This window comes from Streptomyces sp. NPDC087422 (genome assembly GCF_044744145.1).
GTDB lineage: Bacteria > Actinomycetota > Actinomycetes > Streptomycetales > Streptomycetaceae > Actinacidiphila.
This window is the reverse complement of the sequence record NZ_JBIUXT010000016.1, coordinates 15,739-35,135: the sequence shown is the minus strand read 5'-3', so window position 1 is coordinate 35,135 and position 19,397 is coordinate 15,739. Positions and strand designations below refer to the sequence as shown.

Below are 19,397 nucleotides of genomic sequence, written 5' to 3'. Positions count from 1 at the left end.
TCAGACCAGGCGCCGTGCCGTCGCCCACCGCGTGAGCTCATGGCGGTTGGAGAGCTGGAGCTTGCGCAGGACGGCCGAGACATGGGACTCGACGGTCTTGACCGAGATGAAGAGCTGCTTGGCGATCTCCTTGTACGCGTAGCCGCGCGCGATCAGGCGCAGGACCTCGCGCTCGCGCTGGGTGAGCCGGTCCAGGTCCTCGTCGACCGGCGGGGCGTCGGTGGACGCGAAGGCGTCCAGCACGAAACCGGCCAGCCGCGGGGAGAAGACGGCGTCTCCGTCGCGCACCCGGAAGATCGAGTTGATCAGGTCGGGCCCGGTGATGGTCTTGGTGACGTAACCGCGCGCGCCGCCCCGGATGACACCGATGACGTCGTCGGCCGCGTCGGAGACCGAAAGGGCCAGGAAACGCACCGGGTTGTCGGGGTCGGCGGCCAACGGGGCGCAGCGGCGCAGGACTTCGACACCGCCGCCGCCGGGCAGGTGCACGTCGAGGAGGACGACCTCGGGCCGGGTCGCGGTGACGACACTGACCGCCTGGTCGACGTCGGCGGCCTCGCCGACGACCTCGACACCGGTCTCCTCGGTGGCGCCGATCTCCGCCTGGACCCCGGTACGGAACATCCGGTGGTCGTCGACGAGCACCACCCGTACCCGCCGCTCCCCCGCCAAAGGCGCACTCGGTGTGCTCATGCCGCCACCCTCTCCATCTCCAGTTCGACTTCCGTACCGCCGCCGGGTGCGGCCCGCAGCCGGGCCTCGCCGCCGTTGCGCTGCATCCGGCCGATGATCGACTCGCGGACGCCCATGCGGTCGTCCGGCACCTGGTCGAGGTCGAATCCGGGGCCGTGGTCGCGCACGGAGACGAACACCTTGACGCCCTCCACCTCCGCGTAGACCTGAACGGGTCCGCTGCCACCGTACTTGGCCGCGTTCACCATCGCCTCCCGCGCGGCCTGCATCTGCGCCGCCAGCTTCTCGTCCAGCGGGCAGTCGCCGACGCAGACGACCTCGACCGGGACGCCGTGCGCGTCCTCGACCTCGGCGGCTGCGGCGCGTACGCCCTCGGCGACCGTCGTCGGCTCGTCGTCGCGCCCGGTGCCCTCGGGGCGGTAGAGCCAGGCGCGCAGCTCGCGTTCCTGGGCGCGGGCCAGCCGGTTGACCTCGCGGGGTTCGTCGGCGTGCCGCTGGATGAGGGTCAGGGTGTGCAGGACCGAGTCGTGGACGTGGGCGGCGACTTCGGCGCGCTCCTGGGCGCGGATGCGCATCAGCCGCTCCGCCGACAGGTCCTGTGTCATACGGACCAGGTAGGGGCCCGCGATCAGGGCGACGCCGACGAGGACGGCGAGCGCGGCCTGGAGGATGCCGCCGAGGTGGCTGCCGGAGCCGCGCACCACGATGAAGCCGGTGACGCCCGCGACGACCAGGGCGACACCGGCCGCCGCGCGGGCCAGCGGCCAGAACCGCTTGCCGTGGCTCATCTCGACCCAGCGGGCCTTGCGGGCGTTGTCGGCCTGCCGCCAGACCAGCGCGACACCGAGGCCGATGACCAGCAGCGGCCACACGGCGCGGTTGGCGGCGCCGAGGTTGAGGTTGTCGATGAGGATGCCCGCGCCGACGGCCAGCGCGATCAGGGCCATGATCTGGCCCTTGTCGGGCCGCTTGCCCGCCAGCCACGAGCGGGCGTCGCGCGGCTCCTTGGCCATGGCGACACCGCCGACGCCGAGCGGTACGAAGAACCAGAAGACGGCGTAGAGGAGCACGCCGATGCCGTTGAAGCAGGCGAGCAGCACGAACAGGCCGCGTACCCACAGCACGGGCAGGCCGAAGTGCCCGGCCAGGCCGCGCGCGACGCCGCCGACCATCCGCCCCTCGGAGCTGCGGTAGAGCTTGCGCACCCCGGAGTCCCCCGGCTCGTGCGAGGACAGGGGCGAGGAGAGGAAGGACGCCCCGCTGGGACCGCCGGGACCGCGCGGAGCACCGGGCCCGCCGAGACCGGGACCGCCGGAGCCGCCCGGGCCGGGACCACCGGGACCGGGGCCGCCCGGCACGCCGGGTCCGCCGGACCCGCCCGGCATACGGGACGCTCCGGGCATGCCGGACGCTCCGGCCGGGCTGCTCGCTGACATACCCCGATCGTCACACGTCCGGGCCGCCCGGGGCATCAGGGTTGTCCCCCCAGGGGTAGGGCAGGGTACGGATCAGGGACGTACCAGGGTCGGGGCCGATGCCGGCCGCCCCCGCGAACCGTCACCATGGTCGTATGACGGACCAGCCACCCGAAGAGCCGAGCGACGAGCCGCGCGACCGGCCGAGTGCACCGCGCGCCGACGACGCCGATGGCAGCGACCTCGGCACCGGCGGCACCGGCGGCCCGGACGGCGACAGCGCCGCGCCCAAGCGGCGGCTGACCCGTGGCCGCGACCACAAAGTCCTCGCGGGCGTGTGCGACGGAGCGGGCCGCTACTTCGACATCGACCCGGTGATCTTCCGCGTGGTGCTGGCCGTTCTCTCCCTCACCGGCGGCATAGGTCTGATCATCTACGGCATGGGCTGGCTGGTCATCCCGCTGGAGGGCGAGCGGCAGAGCGAGGCGCAGCGGCTGCTGTCCGGCCGGATCGAGGGCGCGCCGCTGACCGCCGTGCTGATGGCGCTGGTCGGCTGCGGGCTGTACGCCTCGATGCTGGACAACGGCGACGACCAGGCGTTCTCACTGATCCTGCTGGCCGCGACGACCGGCGCCGTCTACTACTGGGCCCAGGTACGGCGTCGGCAGGCCGCGGGCGAGGCCGCCTCCCCGTCGGGCGCGGCGAGCGCGGTGGTGGACGCGCCGCCCGCCGTGCAGGCGCCGCCGGAGCCCGGCGGCTCCGCGTCCTGGTGGCGCGGCCCGCTGACCAAGGAGCCGTCGTATCTGTGGGGCCCGGACGACGGCCCCTACGGTGACGAGGACAAGGTCGCCTGGCGGGAGCGCAAGCGCGCGGCCCGCAAGAAGGAGAGCTCGTGGGTCTTCGGCCTGACCGTCTTCGTGCTGGTCGTGGCGGCGGGCGCGATCGGCACCGGGGCCGCGGCGCCGTACCAGTCTCCCGCCGTGAGCGTCGAGATCGGCCTGATCGCGGTGCTCGGCGTCTTCGGCCTGGCCTTCGTCGTCGCGTCGTTCGCCGGGCGGGCGCGCGGCGGCACCGTCTTCTTCACCCTGCTGACCCTCGCCGGGCTGATCGGCACCGCGTCGGTGCCGCACGACAACGCGGGGTGGCGCGACACCTGGAGGCCGATGACCGCCGCCGCCGTCCAGCCGACGTACGAACGCGGCAGCGGACAGGGCGTCCTCGACCTGACCGACCTGACGCTCGACGGCAGGACGGTCAACACACGGGTCGACCTGCGCGTCGGCGAAGTGCTGATCAGACTGCCCAAGGACGCGACCGTGCGCCTGACCTACCACGTCGCCGTCGGCGCCATCCGCCTGCCGGAGAAGGACCACGGCGGGCTGAACGTCAACAGCGAAGGGGCCGTGCCGGTCGTCTTCGCCCCGCCCGCGGGCACCATGAACACCGGCACGGTCAACGTCCACGTGCGGATCGGCGCCGGTGACCTGCGGATCGAGCCCGCCACGGCCGGGACCGGTACGGGGACGGCCCCGCTCGCGCCGACCGCGCCCGCCGTACCCGGCGCGCGCCACGTGCCCGTACCCGGCGTGCCCGGCCCGCCCGCAGGACAGGTGAACCGATGAGAAGGCACCGCTTCGAACCCGCCGTCCTGGTCATGGGCCTGGTGCTGCTCTGGCTGACGGCGTGCTTCATCCTCGACGCCTGCCAGGTCTGGGACCTGCGGCCCGAGGACTCCGTCCCGCTCGTCGTCAGCGGTCTGGCCCTGACGGTGGCCACCGCGATCGTCACACAGGTCGTGAGGGCGGTACGGGGGCGCCGGAAGCGCCGCCGCGCGTAGCGGAGCCCGAGCCGTCGGCGGCGTGCGCGCCGGGCCCCGGCACCGCGCCGCCGCCCTTGCCGCGCCGCCGCGCGAGCAGCGCGTCCAGCGACAGGTAGGGCGTGCCCGCGAGCACCAGCGGCAGCCAGGCCATCAGATACGCGAGGTCGTTGCCGTAGTAGTACGGCGTCGAGGACCAGCTCACCGTCAGCCACAGGCTGAGCGAGACCAGCGCGCCGCCGAGGGCGGCGACCCGGCCGAGGAGCCCGAACAGCGTGCCGAGCCCCGCCGCTGTCTCACCGAGCGCGATGGCGTACCCGAAGCCGTGCGGCGCCTTCAGCGCGAGGTCGATCATCGCGGGGATCGCCGCGGTGTCGTGGGCGCCGTGCAGGATCTGCACCAGCGAGCCGTTCGCGGAGTCGGTAAAGAAGGTGTCGCTGGTCAGCTTGTCGAGCCCGGCGTAGATGAACGTGACGCCGAGGAAGATCCGCAGCGGCAGCAGTGCGTAGCGACGGGCGGTGTCCCGCCGGACGTCGAGCCGTTCGAGCATCGTGTTCCGCCAATCCCGCCGCCCGTGCGTTCCCTGATGAGAACGATTCTGCCGGTACGGCGCCCTCGGAGGGACATACGTACGCCCGGCGGCTGTCACTCAAGGCGGCGGCCACAAAGCGCGGGACCGCAGAAAGACCCGCACGTCTCTGGCAGTACGCGGCCCCGCCCCCGATACTCAGGCATCGCACGGACCCGACGGGTGGAGGTATCCGAGTTGCCGTACGACCTGACGATCTACCTGGCCCACCGCGACGACTACGCGGACTTCCTCACCGCGACCGACGAGGAGGCGTCCGTCGTCTGGCACCGCAGGCAGGGCGACCACACCGACAGGGCCGACCTCCTGGAGCGTACGGAGGCCGCGTACGGCAGGACCCAGGCCGCCCTCAATGTGCTGGACATCGAGGGCGGCGGCCCGCTCACCGAGGCGAAGGCCCTGGTCGGCCGCATCCGGTCCTTCTACGATATGGACGAGATCCCGGACAGCGCGTGGGAGGAGTACAAGGCGGCCAGGAGCCGCTACGTCACCGCGGCCCGCGAGAGCCTGGCGGCGCACTGAACGCGCGTCACTCCCACTCGATGGTGCCCGGCGGCTTGCTCGTCACGTCGAGCACCACGCGGTTGACGTCGGCCACCTCGTTGGTGATCCGGGTGGAGATCTTCGCCAGCACCTCGTACGGCAGCCGCGACCAGTCCGCGGTCATGGCGTCCTCGGAGGAGACCGGGCGCAGCACGATCGGGTGGCCGTAGGTGCGGCCGTCGCCCTGGACGCCGACGGAGCGGACGTCGGCGAGCAGCACCACCGGGCACTGCCAGATGTCGCGGTCGAGCCCGGCCGCGGTCAGCTCCTCGCGGGCGATGGCGTCGGCCTCGCGCAGCAGGTCGAGCCGGTCGCGGGTGACCTCGCCGACGATCCGGATGCCGAGCCCGGGGCCGGGGAACGGCTGCCGCTGCACGATCTCCTCGGGCAGGCCCAGCTCCTGGCCGACCATCCGCACCTCGTCCTTGAACAGCTTGCGCAGCGGCTCGACGAGCGTGAACTGGAGGTCTTCGGGCAGGCCGCCGACATTGTGGTGCGACTTGATGTTCGCGGTGCCGGTGCCGCCGCCGGACTCGACCACGTCCGGGTAGAGGGTGCCCTGGACCAGGAACTCCACCGGCTCGTCGCCGGGCGCCTCGGCGACGATCTCCGCCTGCGCCTGCTCGAAGACCCGGATGAACTCCCGGCCGATGATCTTCCGCTTCTGCTCCGGGTCGCTGACCCCGGCGAGCGCGTCCAGGAAGCGGTCGGTGGCGTCCACGACCTTGAGCTGGACGCCGGTCGCGGCCACGAAGTCCTTCTCGACCTGCTCGGTCTCGCCCTTGCGCATCAGACCGTGGTCGACGTACACGCAGGTGAGCCGGTCACCGATGGCCTTCTGGACGAGGGCGGCGGCGACCGCGGAGTCCACGCCGCCGGACAGCCCGCAGATGGCCCGGCTGCTGCCGACCTGCTCGCGGATCAGCGCGATCTGCTCGTCCACGACATTGACGGTCGTCCACGTCGGCGCGAGGCCCGCGCCGCGGTAGAGGAAGTGCTCCAGGATCTGCTGGCCGTGCGTGGAGTGCAGCACCTCGGGGTGGTACTGGACGCCGTACAGCCGCTTCTCGTCGTTCTCGAACGCGGCGACCGGCACCACGTCGGTGGACGCCGTCACGGCGAAGCCCTCGGGCGCGGCCGAGCAGGCGTCGCCGTGCGACATCCACACCGACTGCTCGGCGGGGGTGCCCTCGAAGAGGGTGGAGCCGGGCTTGGAGACGGCCAGCGCGGTGCGGCCGTACTCCCGCGCCCCGGTGTTGTCGACGGTCCCGCCGAGCGCCGTCGCCATGAGCTGGAAGCCGTAGCACATGCCGAAGACGGGGACGCCCGCCGTGAAGATCGCCGGGTCCAGGGTGGGGGCGCCCGGCTCGTAGACCGAGGACGGGCCGCCGGACAGGATGATCGCGCTCGGCCGCTTCGCCAGCATCTCGCTCACCGGCGTCGTGGAGGGCACGATCTCGCTGTACACCCGGGCCTCACGGACCCGGCGCGCGATCAGTTGCGCGTACTGCGCACCGAAGTCCACGACCAGGACCAGGTCCGGTGTATCCGGTGTGCCCGACGAGGGGGCGGGGGCGACTGGCGTTACCACGGTGTGCCTTCCGGCGGTTCCAACGGGGATAGGACCCGATTCTACCGGGGCGGCGGACTCCCTCCTTCCCCCGGCTTGCCCCGCGGGAGGCGAGGGGGGCACACTGACGCCATGCACACGCACAGCGTCACGTTTACCTATGGCACCGGCTGGTCCGGCTGCCATGGTCGCGTCGCGTGAGCTGACGAGCGACTTCCCAGGCGCCCCGGGCCGGACGGCCCGGGGCGCCTGTCGTTTCGCTCCCCCGGGACCCGAGGCCCGCGGCGCCGCCCGCCCCTCCCGAGGAGAGCAGACATGACGACCCCGACCCCGACACCTATCTCCGTCCCGGCCCCCATTCCGGCCCCGGCCCCCGCGACCGCGGGCACCGAGAGCGCCCCGGACACCCACGGCGTCCCGGAGTCCGCGGACGCGGTCATCGCGCGCAAGCGGCGGCGGATCGACGATCTCGACACCCGGATCATCGGCCTGGTCAGGGAACGGATGACCGAGTCGGCCGACATCCAGCGCGCCCGCATGACGTCCGGCGGTCGCCGGGTGAGCCTGAACCGCGAGATGGAGGTGCTGACGCACTACAGCGCGGAGTTGGGGAGGCCGGGCACGTCACTGGCGATGACGCTGCTGGAACTGTGCCGCGGCAAGGTGTGAGCGGCGCGGCCGGAGCGGCCCGCGAGGCGTGACGTTTCGCCCTTTCGAGCGGCATCACCCGTACGGCACGTGACCGGCCCGCGATGGCTTCGTTGGAGGTGGTGTCCGTGCCATCCAGGGGCGGTAACCCAACACCACGCGTGGAACTGGACACCGCCTAGACGCAGCTAGGCGGGGTGTGACCGATGCGATGAGGCGACCGCAGGTGTGCGGTCGCCGTGGGACCTCGTGTCGGTGCTATGTGACCGGACGGCAGGGGACAGCAGCCCGGTCACGACTCAAAGAGGCGGTCGGCTCCGGGGACGCTTGGATCCGGCCGCTCTGCGAGAACCCACATTACTCATGTACGGCTCCCGGCACGGACTTCCCGTCCACGATCGGGTGACACAGCGCGTGCCCGTGCGCACGGGTACGCGTCGGCGCGCGCGGACGCGTCACCCGAACGCGTCAGTCACCGCAGTCAGTTCAGGCAGTTCAGCCGGTTCAGCCGGTTCAGCCGCGTCACTCTGCCGCGGACCTGGGCGGCACCGCGGGGACCGGCAGCATCGGAAGCCGCAGCGCGCCGAAGGCTCCCTCCGGCACCACCGGGGCGGCGGGCCGTACCGCGGCGATCCTGCGGTAGCCCTCGCCCTGGGCCGGACGCGGGTCCGCCTCGCCCTTGTTGGGCCACAGCGACATCGCGCGCTCCGCCTGCGCGGTGATCGTCAGCGACGGATTGACGCCGAGATTCGCCGAGACGGCCGAACCGTCGACCACATGGATGCCCGGGTGCCCGTAGAGCCGGTGGTACGGGTCGATGACGCCGTGGTCCGCGTCCTCGCCGATCGGGCAGCCGCCCAGGAAGTGCGCGGTCATGGGGCGTTCGGTGGCCTCGCCGACATTGCTGCCCGCGAAGCCGTTGATCTCCTCGGCTATCAACTCCGCGGCCCGCGCGCCCTCCGGGATGTGCGTCGGGTTGGGAGCGCCGTGACCCTGACGGGCCGTCAGCAGCCCTTTGCCCAGGCCCTTGGCCTTGCGGTAGGTGGTCAGCGAATTGTCGCTGGTCTGCATGACCAGGCCGATGATCGTCCGCTCCGACCAGTGGAAGTTGGACAGCGAGCGGAGGCCGACCGCCGGGTGGCGCAGGTAGTTGACGGCGAATTCGGCCCAGCGCGGCACCTTCCCGCCGTACGGCGCCGCCATGATCGACAGATTCCCCATCGCGTTGGAGCCCTTGCCGTAGCGGACCGGCTCGATGTGGGTGTGGTCGTTGGGGTGCACGGACGAGGTGATCGCGACGCCCTTGGTGAAGTCCAGCGCGCGGTCCGGGTGCCGCTTGCGGTAGCGGCGGGTGGAGGTCTGCGCGCCCACCAGCGCCTCGGAGTTGGTACGGGTCAGCTCGCCGAGCTTCGCCGAGATGCCGGGCAGCCGGCCGCCGTCGCGCATCGCGTGCAGCAGCGTCTGCGTCCCGTACGTGCCCGCCGCGACCACGACCTGACGGGCCCTCAGCACCGCCCGCTCGCCCTTCTTGCGCTGGTCGGTGGGGACGGCGGTGACACGGTAGCCGCCCTCGGGGTCCTCGGTGAGGTCGGTGACGGTGGTCATCGGGTGGATGACGGCGCCCGCCCGCTCGGCGAGGTGCAGATAGTTCTCCGTGAGGGTGTTCTTCGCGCCGTGCCGGCAGCCGGTCATGCACTCGCCGCACTCGGTGCAGGCCCGCCGCGCGGGGCCGGTTCCGCCGAAGTACGGGTCGGGCACCTCGCCGCCGGGCGCCGCCTTCGACGCGCCGCCCGCGTCCTGGCCGTCGCCGAAGAACACCCCGACCGGCGCGAGGTGGAAGCTGTCGCCGACGCCCATCCGCTCGGCCGCCGCCTTCAGATGCTCGTCCGAGGGGGTGAGCGTGGGGTTGGTGCGCACCCCGAGCATCCGCTGGGCCTGGTCGTAGTACGGCGCCAACTCCTGCTGCCAGTCGGTGATCGCGCCCCACTGCCGGTCCTCGAAGAACGCCTTCGGGGGCACGTACAGGGTGTTGGCGTAGTTCAGCGAGCCGCCGCCGACGCCCGCGCCCGCCAGCACCAGGACGTTGCCGAGGACGTGGATGCGCTGGATGCCGTAGAGGCCGAGCGCGGGCGCCCACAGGTAGTTGCGGACGTCCCAGGAGTTCTTCGGCAGTTCGTCGCGGGCGAAGCGGCGGCCGGCCTCCAGCACGCCGACCCGGTAGCCCTTCTCGGTCAGCCGCAGCGCGGAGACGGAGCCGCCGAAGCCGGAGCCGATGACGACGACGTCGTAGTCGTAGCCGTCTTCCTGTGACACGTGATCCTCCGTGCGTCGGTGCGGGACTCGTCCGGTCCGGCCGGGTCGGCGGGCAGGGCGTGGGCGGGGCGCGGGCGGCGGGCGAGGGCCGGGCAGCGCGCGGGCGGGCGGGGGTCAGCGCATCCGCAGGGCCTTCATCGCCTTCAGCGAGACGGTGAGGAACTTCGCGTACGTCTCGTCGGTCATGCCGAGCGAGGGCGCCATCGGCAGAAGGCGCTGGGTGGCGACGGTCTGGGCCTCGGTGTGCTTGAGGATGCCCTCGGAGCCGTGCCTGCGGCCGAGCCCGGAGTCCTTCATGCCGCCCATCGGCGCCCGGACACTGCCGTACGCGGCGGCGTACGCCTCGTTGATGTTGACCGTGCCGGAGCGCAGCCGGGCCGCGATCCGCGCGCCGCGCCGGGTGTCCTTGGTCCACACACTGGCGTTGAGGCCGTAGTCGGTGTCGTTGGCGCGCTCGATCGCCTCCTCCTCGTCGCGGAAGCGGTAGACGGACACGACGGGGCCGAAGGTCTCCTGCGCGCAGACGGCCATCGGGGCCTCGACGCCGTCCAGGATCGTCGGCTCGTAGACGTACGGGCCGATGTCGGGGCGGGCCCGGCCGCCGGCCACCACCGTGGCGCCCTTCTCGCGGGCCTCCTCGACGTGCCGGACGACGGTCTCCAACTGCCGTTCCCCGGCCAGCGATCCCATGCCCGCGCCGTACGCGAGGGCCGTGCCGAGCCTGATCGCCTTCGTGCGCGCGGCGAACTTCTCCAGGAACGCGTCGGCGACCGACTCGTCCACCAGCAACCGCTCGACGGAGACGCAGAGTTGACCGGCGGAGGCGAAGCAGGCGCGGACGGCGCCGTCGGCGGCCTTGTCGAGGTCGGCGTCGCGCAGCACCAACAGGGGGTTCTTGCCGCCGAGTTCGAGGGAGGCGCCGATCAGCCGGGCGGCGGCGCGCTGGGCCACGTCGCGGCCGGTGCGCGTCGAGCCGGTGAAGGACACGTAGTCGGCGTGCTCGACCAGGGCCGGGCCGACGACCGGGCCCTCGCCGATCACGATCTGCCACACGTCGGCGGGCAGCCCCGCCTCGACCAACTGCTCGCGCGCCCACAGCGCGGTCAGCGCGGTCTCGGTGTCCGGCTTCATCACCAGGGCGTTGCCCGCCACGAGTCCGGGCAGCGCGTCGCCGACGGACAGCTCCAGCGGGTAGTTCCAGGGCGCGATCTGGCCGACGACCCCGCGCGGCTGCCGCAGCTCCACGGCCTTGGTCAGCGTCGGGATGGCGCCGGTGTGCCGCTTGGGCTTCAGGTACGCGGGGGCCTTGCGGCCGTAGTGCCGGGCCGCCATCGCGACCACCTGCACCTCTTCGTGCGCGTGCATGCGCGCCTTGCCGGTCTCCACCTGGATCAGGTCGAGCACCTCGGCCTGCCGGGCGAGCACCAGGTCGTGGAAGCGGAGCAGGACCGCGGCGCGCTGCCGTACGGGGGTGGCGGCCCACGCCTTCTGCGCCGTGCGGGCGCGCGCGAACGCCTCCGCGACCTCCTCGGGCGTGGTCTCCGGCAGGTCGGCGAGCTTGTCGCCGGTCAGCGGGGTGTGGCTGGCGGTACGGCCTCCCCCTGCTTGCCAGCGGGGGGACCCCCAGCCGATGACGTCGCGGGTGAGGCGGGCGACCAGATCGGGGGTGACGACGTCCTTCGGGCCGCGCGCCGTGGTGGGCGCGACCGGGTTTCCGTCGGTGGGGCCCTCGGTGGGGCGGCCGTCTGCGGGGGGCGTGCTGCGCTCCAGCGAATCCGTCATGCCGGTGAGATTACGACCGTCCGGCACCGATTGGATACCCGTGAGTAAGTATTTTCCTCGTGATCCGTGCAACTAAGCCAGCAATCGGTGGCGTCGTGCGGATCTTCGCAGGTCACGCAGGTTGCCCGGAGGGGCAGTGGCGGCAGGCGCCGGACGCCCGCAGGGCGCGTACGTGTCGGTGGAACATCAGTGCGGACGGAAGGCGGCGCGCGCCGCGTCGAAGGTGTCCCGCGCCCGCTCGACCTGCTCGATCGGCGCCGACAGCCACATGTCGTACATCCGGCCGCCCTCCGTCCAGCACAGGTCGAACGTGCGGCGCGCGCCGTTGCCGTCGGCGAAACCGTCGTACGTGAACTGCCACAGCGCGGCGGGCCGCCCGCGCTGCGTGGTCTCGGTGATCACGCCGTCCCGGTACCCCGGATAGACACTGCCCGCCTGGGGACCTGCCAGATCCTGGTCGCGCAGCACCGCGTACGGGCCGCGCGGGTCGGGCGACTGCTCGCGCTCGCCGAAGCGGAAGGCACGGTCGGGCGACCAGTAGTACACCCGCAGGACGCCGCTGCTGTCGCGCTGCGCGTCGCGTACGTATCCGGCGGGCAGCGCCAGCGAGAAGCCGGTCGGATCGGTGACGCGCTCGTACCCGGCCGGGAGGGCCGGGGCCGTCGGCGGGGGTGTCGTCGGGCTCGGCGTCGTGGGCGGCGTCGTGGGCGGCGGGGTCGTGCCCGTCACCGGCGCCGTGCTCGGCGGGGGCGACGCGGCGCGGGCGCCGCCGTCGTCGTGCCGGACGACCAGCACCGCGGCCAGCGCGCCGCCGCCGACCGCGAGGGCCGCCACGCTCACGGCGGCGGCGGCGAGGACACGGCGCCTGCGGCCCTTCGGGCGGGGGGTCGCCCGCCGCTCGGGCTCCGCGTCACGCGGGGGTTCGGCCGCCGGGACCACCGGTACGTGCTGGGCGGGCGGCGGCTCACCGGTCTCCGCGTACGCCGTCAGCAGCGTCTGCGCCCGCGCCGCGCCCATCCGGCGGCCCGGGTCCCGGTCGAGCAGCGCCGTGACCACCGGCAGCAGCGGCTCCGCCGCCTCGGGCGTCCTGATCGTGTCGATCGCGACCGCGTGCACGATCTCGCCTATCGACTCGCGGTGGAACGGGGACTCGCCGTCCACCGCCGCGCACAGCAGCGCGCCGAGCGACCACAGGTCGGACTCCGGGCCCGCCGCACGGCCCGACATCCGCTCGGGCGAGGTGTACTCCGGCGACCCCACGAAGGACCCGGTCTCGCTGATCGTCGCGCTGCCCGCGACCCGGGCGATTCCGAAGTCCGTCAGCACGACGCGTCCGGTGCCGCGCTCGATCAGCACGTTCGCCGGTTTCACGTCACGGTGCTGGACCTCGCTCGCGTGCGCCGCCCGCAGCGCGCCCGCCACGGCCGCGCCGATCCGCGCCGCCTCCCGCGGTTCCAGGGGGCCGTCCTGTGCCAGCACGTCCGCCAGCGAACGACCGTCCACCAGCTCCATCACGATCCACGGGCGGCCGTCCTGCTCCAGCACGTCGTACACGACGATCACATGCGGGTACCTGATCCTGGCCACGCTGCGCGCTTCGCGCAGTGCCCGGTCCTGGCCGCCCTCGGGCAGGTGCAGCTCCTTGACCGCCACCGGTCGGTGCAGCAGCTCGTCCTCCGCCCGCCACACCGTCCCCATCCCGCCGCGGCCGAGCCGCCCCGTGATGCGGTACCTCCCCGCCACCACATCCCGAGGCTCCGCCTCCGCCGTCCACCCCCCGTCACTCCCCATACCCCCCAGGCTATCCACCCTCCCCACCCCAGCCCACCCTCCAGGGCCCCCTCCCCAGCGCGCCCCCCTTTGCGCAGGGCCTGTCTTCCAGGGACGGTGAGCCGATCTTTTAAGGGGCGCGGGGAACTGCGCGGCCAGCCACTGGCAGTGGCGCGGGCGAAGATCCCGCCCCAGCGGGGCAGTTCGGTTGTCTCCGGACCACCGGCCGGTGGTGGGTTGCTCGCGCAGTTCCCCGCGCCCCTGACGGGGCGGACTCAACCGCGCAAGGTGAACGGGCCGGGGCGGCGAGCCCTTGGCGTGGGGCGGGCGTCAGCTCGCCGCGTAGGTTTCGACGGCTTTGTCGAAGGCACGCTGGACATCGGCGCGCCGAGCGTCCGGCCCGCTGACGACGACGACGTGGTAGGAGCCGTCGATGATGACGGCGAGATTGAGGGCGTAGATCTGCGTGTCGTTGGCGTCGCGGTAGCTGTACTCGCCCTCGGCGGCACTGTGCCCGCGCAGGTCGAGCGTGTGGAGACCGGAGGCGGCGGACCAGGAGGAGCCGCGGAAGGCGGCCAGTTCGGGCTCTTCGAGCTGGTAGGCGAGCGGATCGCTGCCGTGGTCGGAGACCTTGTCACGGCCGGGCACGACGGTGAGCTGGAGGTCGCTGCCGGAGTAACGGACCTGCCCCTGACCGTTCTTGCCGGAGCGCTGCCACCCGGTGTGGACGGCGACGGTGAACCCGGCGGAGTCGGTCCGCATGACGAAGTCGCTGCCGAGGTCGGGCGGCGGCACCGCCGTACTCGGCGGCGGGGCCGGCTTCGTGGTGGCCGGCTTCGTCGTCGGCGCCGCGGTCGTACGAGTGGGCGTCGGCGTCGGCTTCTTGCCGCCGCTGTGGCCGCCCGGCACCTCGGCCGGGACCGTACGGTCGCCGCCCTTGGCCCCGTTGTCCGACGTGTCGCCGTTGCCGGGCATGGCGAGCACCGCGTACGCGACGACGGCCGCGAGCACCACCAGGACCGCGATCAGCAGCCGCACGCCCAGCTTGCGCGGTGCCTCGTCGCCGCCGCGCGGGGGCTTGCGGTAGACGACCTCCTGCTCCTGGTGGATCTGCTCCTGCCGCATCTCGCTGCGCCGCGCCTGCTCGCGCTTGGCCTTGGTGACCCTGGCCTGCTTGCCGCGGGCGTGCCTGCGGTGCTGAATCCCGGCGACGTCGGCCTCGGCGGCGGCCTTGCGGCGCCGCCGCCGTACCAACTCGCCCTTGCGGCGCACGATCGGCAATTTGGCCGGATCCGTCGGCACCTGGACCATGTCGAGGCCGAGATCCGGCTCGGGCGCGGAGCGGATCAGCGACCGCAGCCAGCCGCCCAACTCCTCGGCCTCCGGCCGCTCCTCGGGGTCGGGCCGGAGCAGCGACTCGACGATCGGCCGCAGCGCGCCGCACTCCTCGGCGAAGGCGGGCGGCTCGGCGCACACCATCTGCACCAGTTCGGCGGCGCTCTCCTCGGGGAACGGCGGATGCCCCTGCACGGTACGGAAGAGCAGCGAGCCGAGCGCCCACAGGTCGGCGGCCGGGCCGACCGGCGGCGACAGCCGCCAGTTCTCGTGCACCTCGTGCGCCTGCTCCGGCGCCCAGCGCTCGGTGACGGCGCCGATGACGGTGATCCGGTTCTGCCGGGCCCGCTCCTGTTCGAGCGCGGACTCGGGGCCGTGCCACGACTGGTCCTCACCCGCGCCCGACAGGCCGCCGCCCGCGAGGACCTGGATGTGCTGCGGCACGGGGTCGTAGCCGCACAGCGCCTCCTGGGCGGCGCCCGCGGCGAGCCCGGCGAGCATCGCCCGGCCGTCGTCGCAGACCAGCACGGTGCTCGCGGTCACATTGCGGTGCGTCCAGCCGTACGCGTGCACGGCGCGCAGCGCGGTGAGCACGTCGGAGGCGACCTCGGCGGCGCGGTAGGCGTCCAGCGGCCGGTCGGCGAGTAACGCGGCGAGCGGCCGGGCGGACACCAGTTCGCTCGCGATCCAGAGACTGCCGCCCTCGATGAAGATGTCGAAGACCTGGACCAGGCGGGGGTGGTCGGGTATCGCCGCCGCCGCGCGGGCGGCCTCGAGGGCGCGCCGGGCGCTGTCGCTCAGCGCGTCCTGGTCGCCGTATCCCCGGTCGTCGCCCGGGTCCTCGGCCGTGACGACCTCGGGCAGCAGCACCTGCCGGACCAGGACCTCCTGGCCGCTGTAGGTGTCGAAGGCGCGCGTCTCGACCAGTTCGAACTCGTCGGCGGGCGGCCGGGGCAGCCGGTACCGGTCGGCGAGCACGCGGCCCGCGTATTCGTCCACGACGCCCCCTCTCCGGCCCTTCCCGACCCGATGCCATCCGTGCGGGAACCCTCGCCCGCACCCCACCTTGTACCCGAAGCGGTCCGATCCGAACGGAATCCGGCTGCGGACAGTCCACGGCTACTCACAATACGTGCTGCGGAAGGCTCACTTGGCCGGTTTGAAGGTAGCGAAGAAGGTCGTGAGGGCCTTGGTGCTGGTATCGCTGGTCCACGCGTCGGCCGGAGTCGTGAACATGATGGCGTACCCGTGCTTCGGGTCCGTCACCATGCCGCGATTCAGGACGTGTACCTGCTTACCCTTCACGTCCCGCTTGTACTCCCAGTCGGCCGCGTCGTACGAGCGGTACTGCGTCTGGGCCACCTTGAGTTCCTGGTAGCCGGGCATGCCGTTCCGGCCGGACTTGGCGGTCTTCGCCGCGTTCTGCCAGTCCTTGAGCGCGCTCGGCCCCGGCGAATGCGTCCAGTCCACGAGCAACTCGCTGCCGTCCGAGCCCCGGAACTTCGAGCCGCTGCCGTACCCGTTGTCCCCCACGCGCTTCCAGCCGTTGGGCAGGGCTATCGAGAAGCCCTCGGAGTCGTCGTAGCGGTAGAAGCCCGCCGGTACGGCGTCCGAGCCGCCGGTGGCCGGCGGGGACGAGGCGGGGGTGGTCGGCGCGGAGGCCGAACTGCCCGGCGACGACGGCGACTTGCTGTCGTCCGTGCCGCCCTTGCTGTCGTCGTCGTTCTTCGCGCCGGTCGACGCGGACGCGGAGGCCGAGGCCCCGCCCTTCGGCTTCGACGCCGATCCGTTCCCGCCGTCGCCGCCACCGGAGTTGGCGAGCGCTATGCCGATCACCGCGCCCAGCAGGACGATCACGATCGCCGCGGCCACGATGACCATCGTGCGGCGCGGTACGACGTCGGTGAGCGACGCGCGCGGCGGGGCGGGCGGCGGGACGGGGCCGCCCGGCTCAGGGGCGGCGGCCGACGTCGCGGGCTTCGCGGGGATCTTGGCGGCGGCGGCCTTGCGGACCGAGCGCAGCGCGTCGCGCACCCGGGCCTGGTCGGCGGCGGCTTCGCCTCCGGCGGTGGGGGTCCCCCCGCCGGAGGCAGCGGGAGCGTCGGTCGGGGTGGGCTGCGGGTCCACGTTCAGCACGACGGTACGGGCGTCGGAGGTGGGCGGCGCGACCGGGCGCTCGGGGGCGTGCGCGACGGTGGACAGCAGGGCGTACGCGGCGTCGTGGTCGAGGCGTTGGGCCGGGTCCTTGACCAGCAGGCCCTTGATCGCCTCGGCGAGCGGCCCGGCGTTGGTCATCGGCCCGACCGGCTCGGTCATCACCGCGGTCAGGGTGGCGATGGCCGACCCCTTGTCGTAGGGCGGGCGGCCCTCGACCGAGGCGTAGAGCAGCGCGCCGAGCGACCACAGGTCGGCGGGCGGGCCCGGCTTCTGGCCGCGCGCACGTTCCGGCGAGATGTACGAGGGGGCGCCGACGAGCATGCCGGTGGAGGTGACGGACGGGTCGCCGTCGATCTGGGCGATGCCGAAGTCGCTGAGGACCACGCGCCCGGCGCCGCGGCCCGCGGGGTCCGAACCGCGGTCGGCGAGCAGGACGTTGGAGGGTTTCACGTCGCGGTGCAGGATGCCGGCGTTGTGGGCGGCCTTGAGGACGTCGAGTATGACGAGGCCGACCTCGGCGGCGCGCTTGGGCGTGAGCGGGCCGTCCTCACGGATCGCGTCGGACAGCGAGCGGCCCTCGACCAGCTCCATGACGATCCACGGCCGGTCGTCCTCCTTGACCACGTCGAAGACGGTGATCGCGCCGGTGTTGCGAATCCGCGCGGTGGCCTTGGCCTCGCGCAGGGTCCTGGTGACCAGGCGCTGTTTCTCGTCCTCGTCGACGTTGCCGGGGAAACGCAGCTCCTTGACCGCGACGGTACGGCCCAGCGTCTCGTCGACGGCGCGCCACACCGTGCCCATGCCGCCTTTGCCGAGGACTTCGCCGAGGCGGTACCGGTCGGCGAGCACGCGTCCGTCGGTACTTTCGACCTCGCTCATGGGATCCCTCTGGAGTGCTGGACGTGTAAACACCCATCATCCCCGAACGGGGGACGCGGAAGCGAACCCGGCTTATGGGTTCGATAGCCGGAAACCGGCCACAGCGTTCGTGAACACCGGTCGGTAGGTGTCCCATTCGGCGTCCGGAGCCGACAGGTAGACCGCGTACTCACGACCACCCGGCTTGCCGAATCCGAGGTCGATCGCATGGAACTTGCGGACCGAGCCCTGGAAGGTGAACTCCCACAGCGCGGCGGGCATCCCCAACTGCACGGTGCGGATCATCCGTTCACGGTGGTACTCGTCAACCTGCTCCTGGGTCTGCGGCTCCAGAGTCAGCCAGTGCTCGTACGGGTCGTCGCTGCCGAAGTCCAGCGAGCTGATCTTCAGGCCGATCTTGCCGGTCGGGTCGATGAAGTCGACCTCGTCGCCGTCGTTCTTGACCTGCCGCGTCCAGCCGTCGGGCACCGGCACCGCGTAACCGTGGTCGGACTCCGTGACCAGGTGGTAGCCGTCGGGGACCGGCGGGGGCGGCGCCGTGGTGCTCGGCGTGGGACCGGCCGAGGACGTGGTGCCGGTGGGCGGTGTACTGACCGCGGTGGTGGGGCCGGGGCTCGCGTCCTTACCGGAGCCGCCGTTGTGGATGACGGCGAAGGCGGTGCCCGCGGCCACGAGGGCGAGGACGGCGACGCCCGCGATCCACGCTCCGGTACGGCGGCGCGGCCGTTCGGGGCGGTGCGCGCCGGAGTGCGGGCCGGTGTCGGGGCCTGAACCGCCCGCCCCCGTACCGAAACCGGCGGCCGTTCCCGTCCCGGTTCCCGTGGAGTAGGGCGGCGGGGGCCCGAAGGAGTCGGCGTACGGAGGGGAGTGCGCGCCGCCGGGCGGCGGGGCGCCGGGCACCTGGGTCACGGTGGCGGTCCGGCCGTCGCCCGCGGGGTAGGTGAACCGGTCGGTGTCGACCTGCCCGGTGTCGGGTTCTGCCAGCGGAATCCGCAGCAGCCGCTCGGTCTCGGCCGCGGACAGCCGCTCGGCCGGTTCCTTGGCGAGCAGCCCGGCGATCACCTGGGTCAGCGCGCCCGCGTTGGCGGCCGGCAGCACCGGCTCCTCGGCGATGGCGTACGCGGTCTCGATCGCGGTCGGCCGCCGGAAGGGCGACTCGCCCTGGACGGCCTGGTAGAGGGTGGCGCCCAGCGCCCACAGGTCGGCCTCGGGTCCGGGCAGGGCGCCCCTGATCCGCTCGGGCGACAGGAAGTCGATGGAGCCGATGAGTTCGCCGGTCCGGGTGAGGGTGGAGGTGCCGGACGCCTGGGCGATGCCGAAGTCGGTGAGGACCACGCGCCCGCTGCCGTAGCCCTGTTCCGCGGAAGCGCCCTCGACGGGCGCGCCGCCCTCGACGCCGAGCAGGACGTTGCCCGGCTTGACGTCGCGGTGCAGCACTCCGGCGCGGTGCGCGGCCCGCAGCGCGGCGACCATGCCGCGGCCGATCCTGGCGACTTCGGCGACGGGCAGCGGTCCGTGCTTCTTGAGCTGTTCGCCGAGCGTGACCGACGGGACGTACTCCATGACGATGGACGGCAGTCCCTCGTCGTCCACGACGTCGTGCACGACCACCACGTTGGGGTGGCTGATCCGGGCGGCGGCGCGCGCCTCGCGGCGGGTGCGTTCGAAGAGGGTGGCCAACTCGTCGTCGTGCATGTGCGGCTGGGGCGGGTGCAGCTTCTTCACCGCGACCTGCCGGCCGAGGAGTTCGTCCTCGGCCCGCCACACGGTGCCCATGCCGCCCCGGCCGATGCGTTCGAGCAGCCGGTACCGGCCCGCGACCAACCGCCCCTCGTCGGCCTGTCCCGTCATCTCGCGCCCTTCCGCCCGCTCCCCCGACGCGCGCCG

At 72.9% G+C, this 19,397-nt stretch carries 13 protein-coding genes and 1 pseudogene; 4 read left to right on the top strand and 10 right to left on the bottom strand.

Annotated elements, in window-relative coordinates:
- Both ACIO6U_RS33420 and ACIO6U_RS33415 read right to left on the bottom strand, forming a co-directional pair.
- On the bottom strand, positions 1–693 hold the full coding sequence (locus ACIO6U_RS33420; protein WP_188281968.1) for a response regulator transcription factor: 693 nt from the start codon (positions 691–693) through the stop codon (positions 1–3).
- Positions 690–2,129: a PspC domain-containing protein gene (locus tag ACIO6U_RS33415; protein WP_401724861.1), complete on the bottom strand. Its 1,440-nt coding sequence runs from the start codon at positions 2,127–2,129 to the stop codon at positions 690–692. Before ACIO6U_RS33415 ends, ACIO6U_RS33420 begins: the two co-directional genes overlap by 4 nt.
- 134 nt (positions 2,130–2,263) lie before the next feature.
- Between ACIO6U_RS33415 and ACIO6U_RS33410 the strand changes: the two genes are divergently transcribed.
- Both ACIO6U_RS33410 and ACIO6U_RS33405 read left to right on the top strand, forming a co-directional pair.
- Entirely contained in the window at positions 2,264–3,730 is a 1,467-nt protein-coding gene (locus ACIO6U_RS33410; RefSeq protein ID WP_401724860.1) for a PspC domain-containing protein, read from the top strand.
- A complete protein-coding gene (locus ACIO6U_RS33405) occupies positions 3,727–3,945 on the top strand; it encodes a hypothetical protein (RefSeq protein WP_355336817.1) in 219 nt (72 codons plus the stop codon). The genes ACIO6U_RS33410 and ACIO6U_RS33405 overlap by 4 nt, the downstream gene beginning before the upstream one ends.
- A gap of 46 nt (positions 3,946–3,991) precedes the next feature.
- On the opposite strand, the pseudogene ACIO6U_RS33400 reads toward ACIO6U_RS33405, so the two are convergent.
- Positions 3,992–4,474 (bottom strand): annotated as a pseudogene (locus ACIO6U_RS33400) (DoxX family protein); the annotation flags it as partial.
- Between the two features lie 201 nt (positions 4,475–4,675).
- On the opposite strand from ACIO6U_RS33400, the gene ACIO6U_RS33395 reads away from it, so the two are divergent.
- Positions 4,676–5,035, top strand: coding sequence for a hypothetical protein (locus ACIO6U_RS33395; protein ID WP_355336816.1), 360 nt, complete (start codon positions 4,676–4,678; stop codon positions 5,033–5,035).
- Positions 5,036–5,042: 7 nt separating this feature from the next.
- Here ACIO6U_RS33395 and guaA read toward each other — a convergent pair whose 3' ends face one another.
- Positions 5,043–6,647 (bottom strand): glutamine-hydrolyzing GMP synthase, encoded by a 1,605-nt coding sequence (gene guaA, locus ACIO6U_RS33390; RefSeq protein ID WP_355336815.1) that lies wholly within the window; start codon positions 6,645–6,647, stop codon positions 5,043–5,045.
- A 294-nt stretch (positions 6,648–6,941) separates the two neighbouring features.
- Here guaA and ACIO6U_RS33385 point away from each other — a divergent pair, with 294 nt between their 5' ends.
- Complete coding sequence (locus tag ACIO6U_RS33385; RefSeq protein ID WP_401724856.1) at positions 6,942–7,295, top strand: chorismate mutase; 354 nt, start codon at positions 6,942–6,944, stop codon at positions 7,293–7,295.
- 501 nt (positions 7,296–7,796) lie between these two features.
- Here ACIO6U_RS33385 and ACIO6U_RS33380 read toward each other — a convergent pair.
- From ACIO6U_RS33380 to ACIO6U_RS33355, 6 genes are all read right to left on the bottom strand, one after another.
- Positions 7,797–9,587 carry a GMC family oxidoreductase N-terminal domain-containing protein gene (locus ACIO6U_RS33380; protein ID WP_391050455.1) on the bottom strand — a complete coding sequence of 597 codons (1,791 nt, stop codon included), beginning with the start codon at positions 9,585–9,587 and terminating at the stop codon, positions 7,797–7,799.
- Between the two features lie 114 nt (positions 9,588–9,701).
- On the bottom strand, positions 9,702–11,369 hold the full coding sequence (locus ACIO6U_RS33375; protein ID WP_401724853.1) for a succinic semialdehyde dehydrogenase: 1,668 nt from the start codon (positions 11,367–11,369) through the stop codon (positions 9,702–9,704).
- 186 nt (positions 11,370–11,555) lie between these two features.
- Positions 11,556–13,115: a serine/threonine-protein kinase gene (locus ACIO6U_RS33370; RefSeq protein WP_401724850.1), complete on the bottom strand. Its 1,560-nt coding sequence runs from the start codon at positions 13,113–13,115 to the stop codon at positions 11,556–11,558.
- Positions 13,116–13,469: 354 nt separating this feature from the next.
- Positions 13,470–15,473: a protein tyrosine kinase gene (locus tag ACIO6U_RS33365; protein WP_355336806.1), complete on the bottom strand. Its 2,004-nt coding sequence runs from the start codon at positions 15,471–15,473 to the stop codon at positions 13,470–13,472.
- A gap of 147 nt (positions 15,474–15,620) precedes the next feature.
- On the bottom strand, positions 15,621–17,510 hold the full coding sequence (locus ACIO6U_RS33360; protein ID WP_401724847.1) for a serine/threonine-protein kinase: 1,890 nt from the start codon (positions 17,508–17,510) through the stop codon (positions 15,621–15,623).
- A 72-nt stretch (positions 17,511–17,582) separates the two neighbouring features.
- Positions 17,583–19,361, bottom strand: a complete 1,779-nt coding sequence (locus tag ACIO6U_RS33355; RefSeq protein WP_401309291.1) for a serine/threonine-protein kinase — start codon at positions 19,359–19,361, stop codon at positions 17,583–17,585.
- Between the last annotated feature and the right edge of the window lie 36 nt (positions 19,362–19,397).

Coding starts and splice junctions, on each gene's coding strand:
- ACIO6U_RS33420 (WP_188281968.1), bottom strand. CDS start 693: ATGAGCACACCGAGTGCGCCTTTGGCGGGGGAGCGGCGGGTACGGGTG.
- ACIO6U_RS33375 (WP_401724853.1), bottom strand. CDS start 11,369: ATGACGGATTCGCTGGAGCGCAGCACGCCCCCCGCAGACGGCCGCCCC.
- ACIO6U_RS33405 (WP_355336817.1), top strand. CDS start 3,727: ATGAGAAGGCACCGCTTCGAACCCGCCGTCCTGGTCATGGGCCTGGTG.
- ACIO6U_RS33360 (WP_401724847.1), bottom strand. CDS start 17,510: ATGAGCGAGGTCGAAAGTACCGACGGACGCGTGCTCGCCGACCGGTAC.
- ACIO6U_RS33385 (WP_401724856.1), top strand. CDS start 6,942: ATGACGACCCCGACCCCGACACCTATCTCCGTCCCGGCCCCCATTCCG.
- ACIO6U_RS33355 (WP_401309291.1), bottom strand. CDS start 19,361: ATGACGGGACAGGCCGACGAGGGGCGGTTGGTCGCGGGCCGGTACCGG.
- ACIO6U_RS33415 (WP_401724861.1), bottom strand. CDS start 2,129: ATGTCAGCGAGCAGCCCGGCCGGAGCGTCCGGCATGCCCGGAGCGTCC.
- ACIO6U_RS33410 (WP_401724860.1), top strand. CDS start 2,264: ATGACGGACCAGCCACCCGAAGAGCCGAGCGACGAGCCGCGCGACCGG.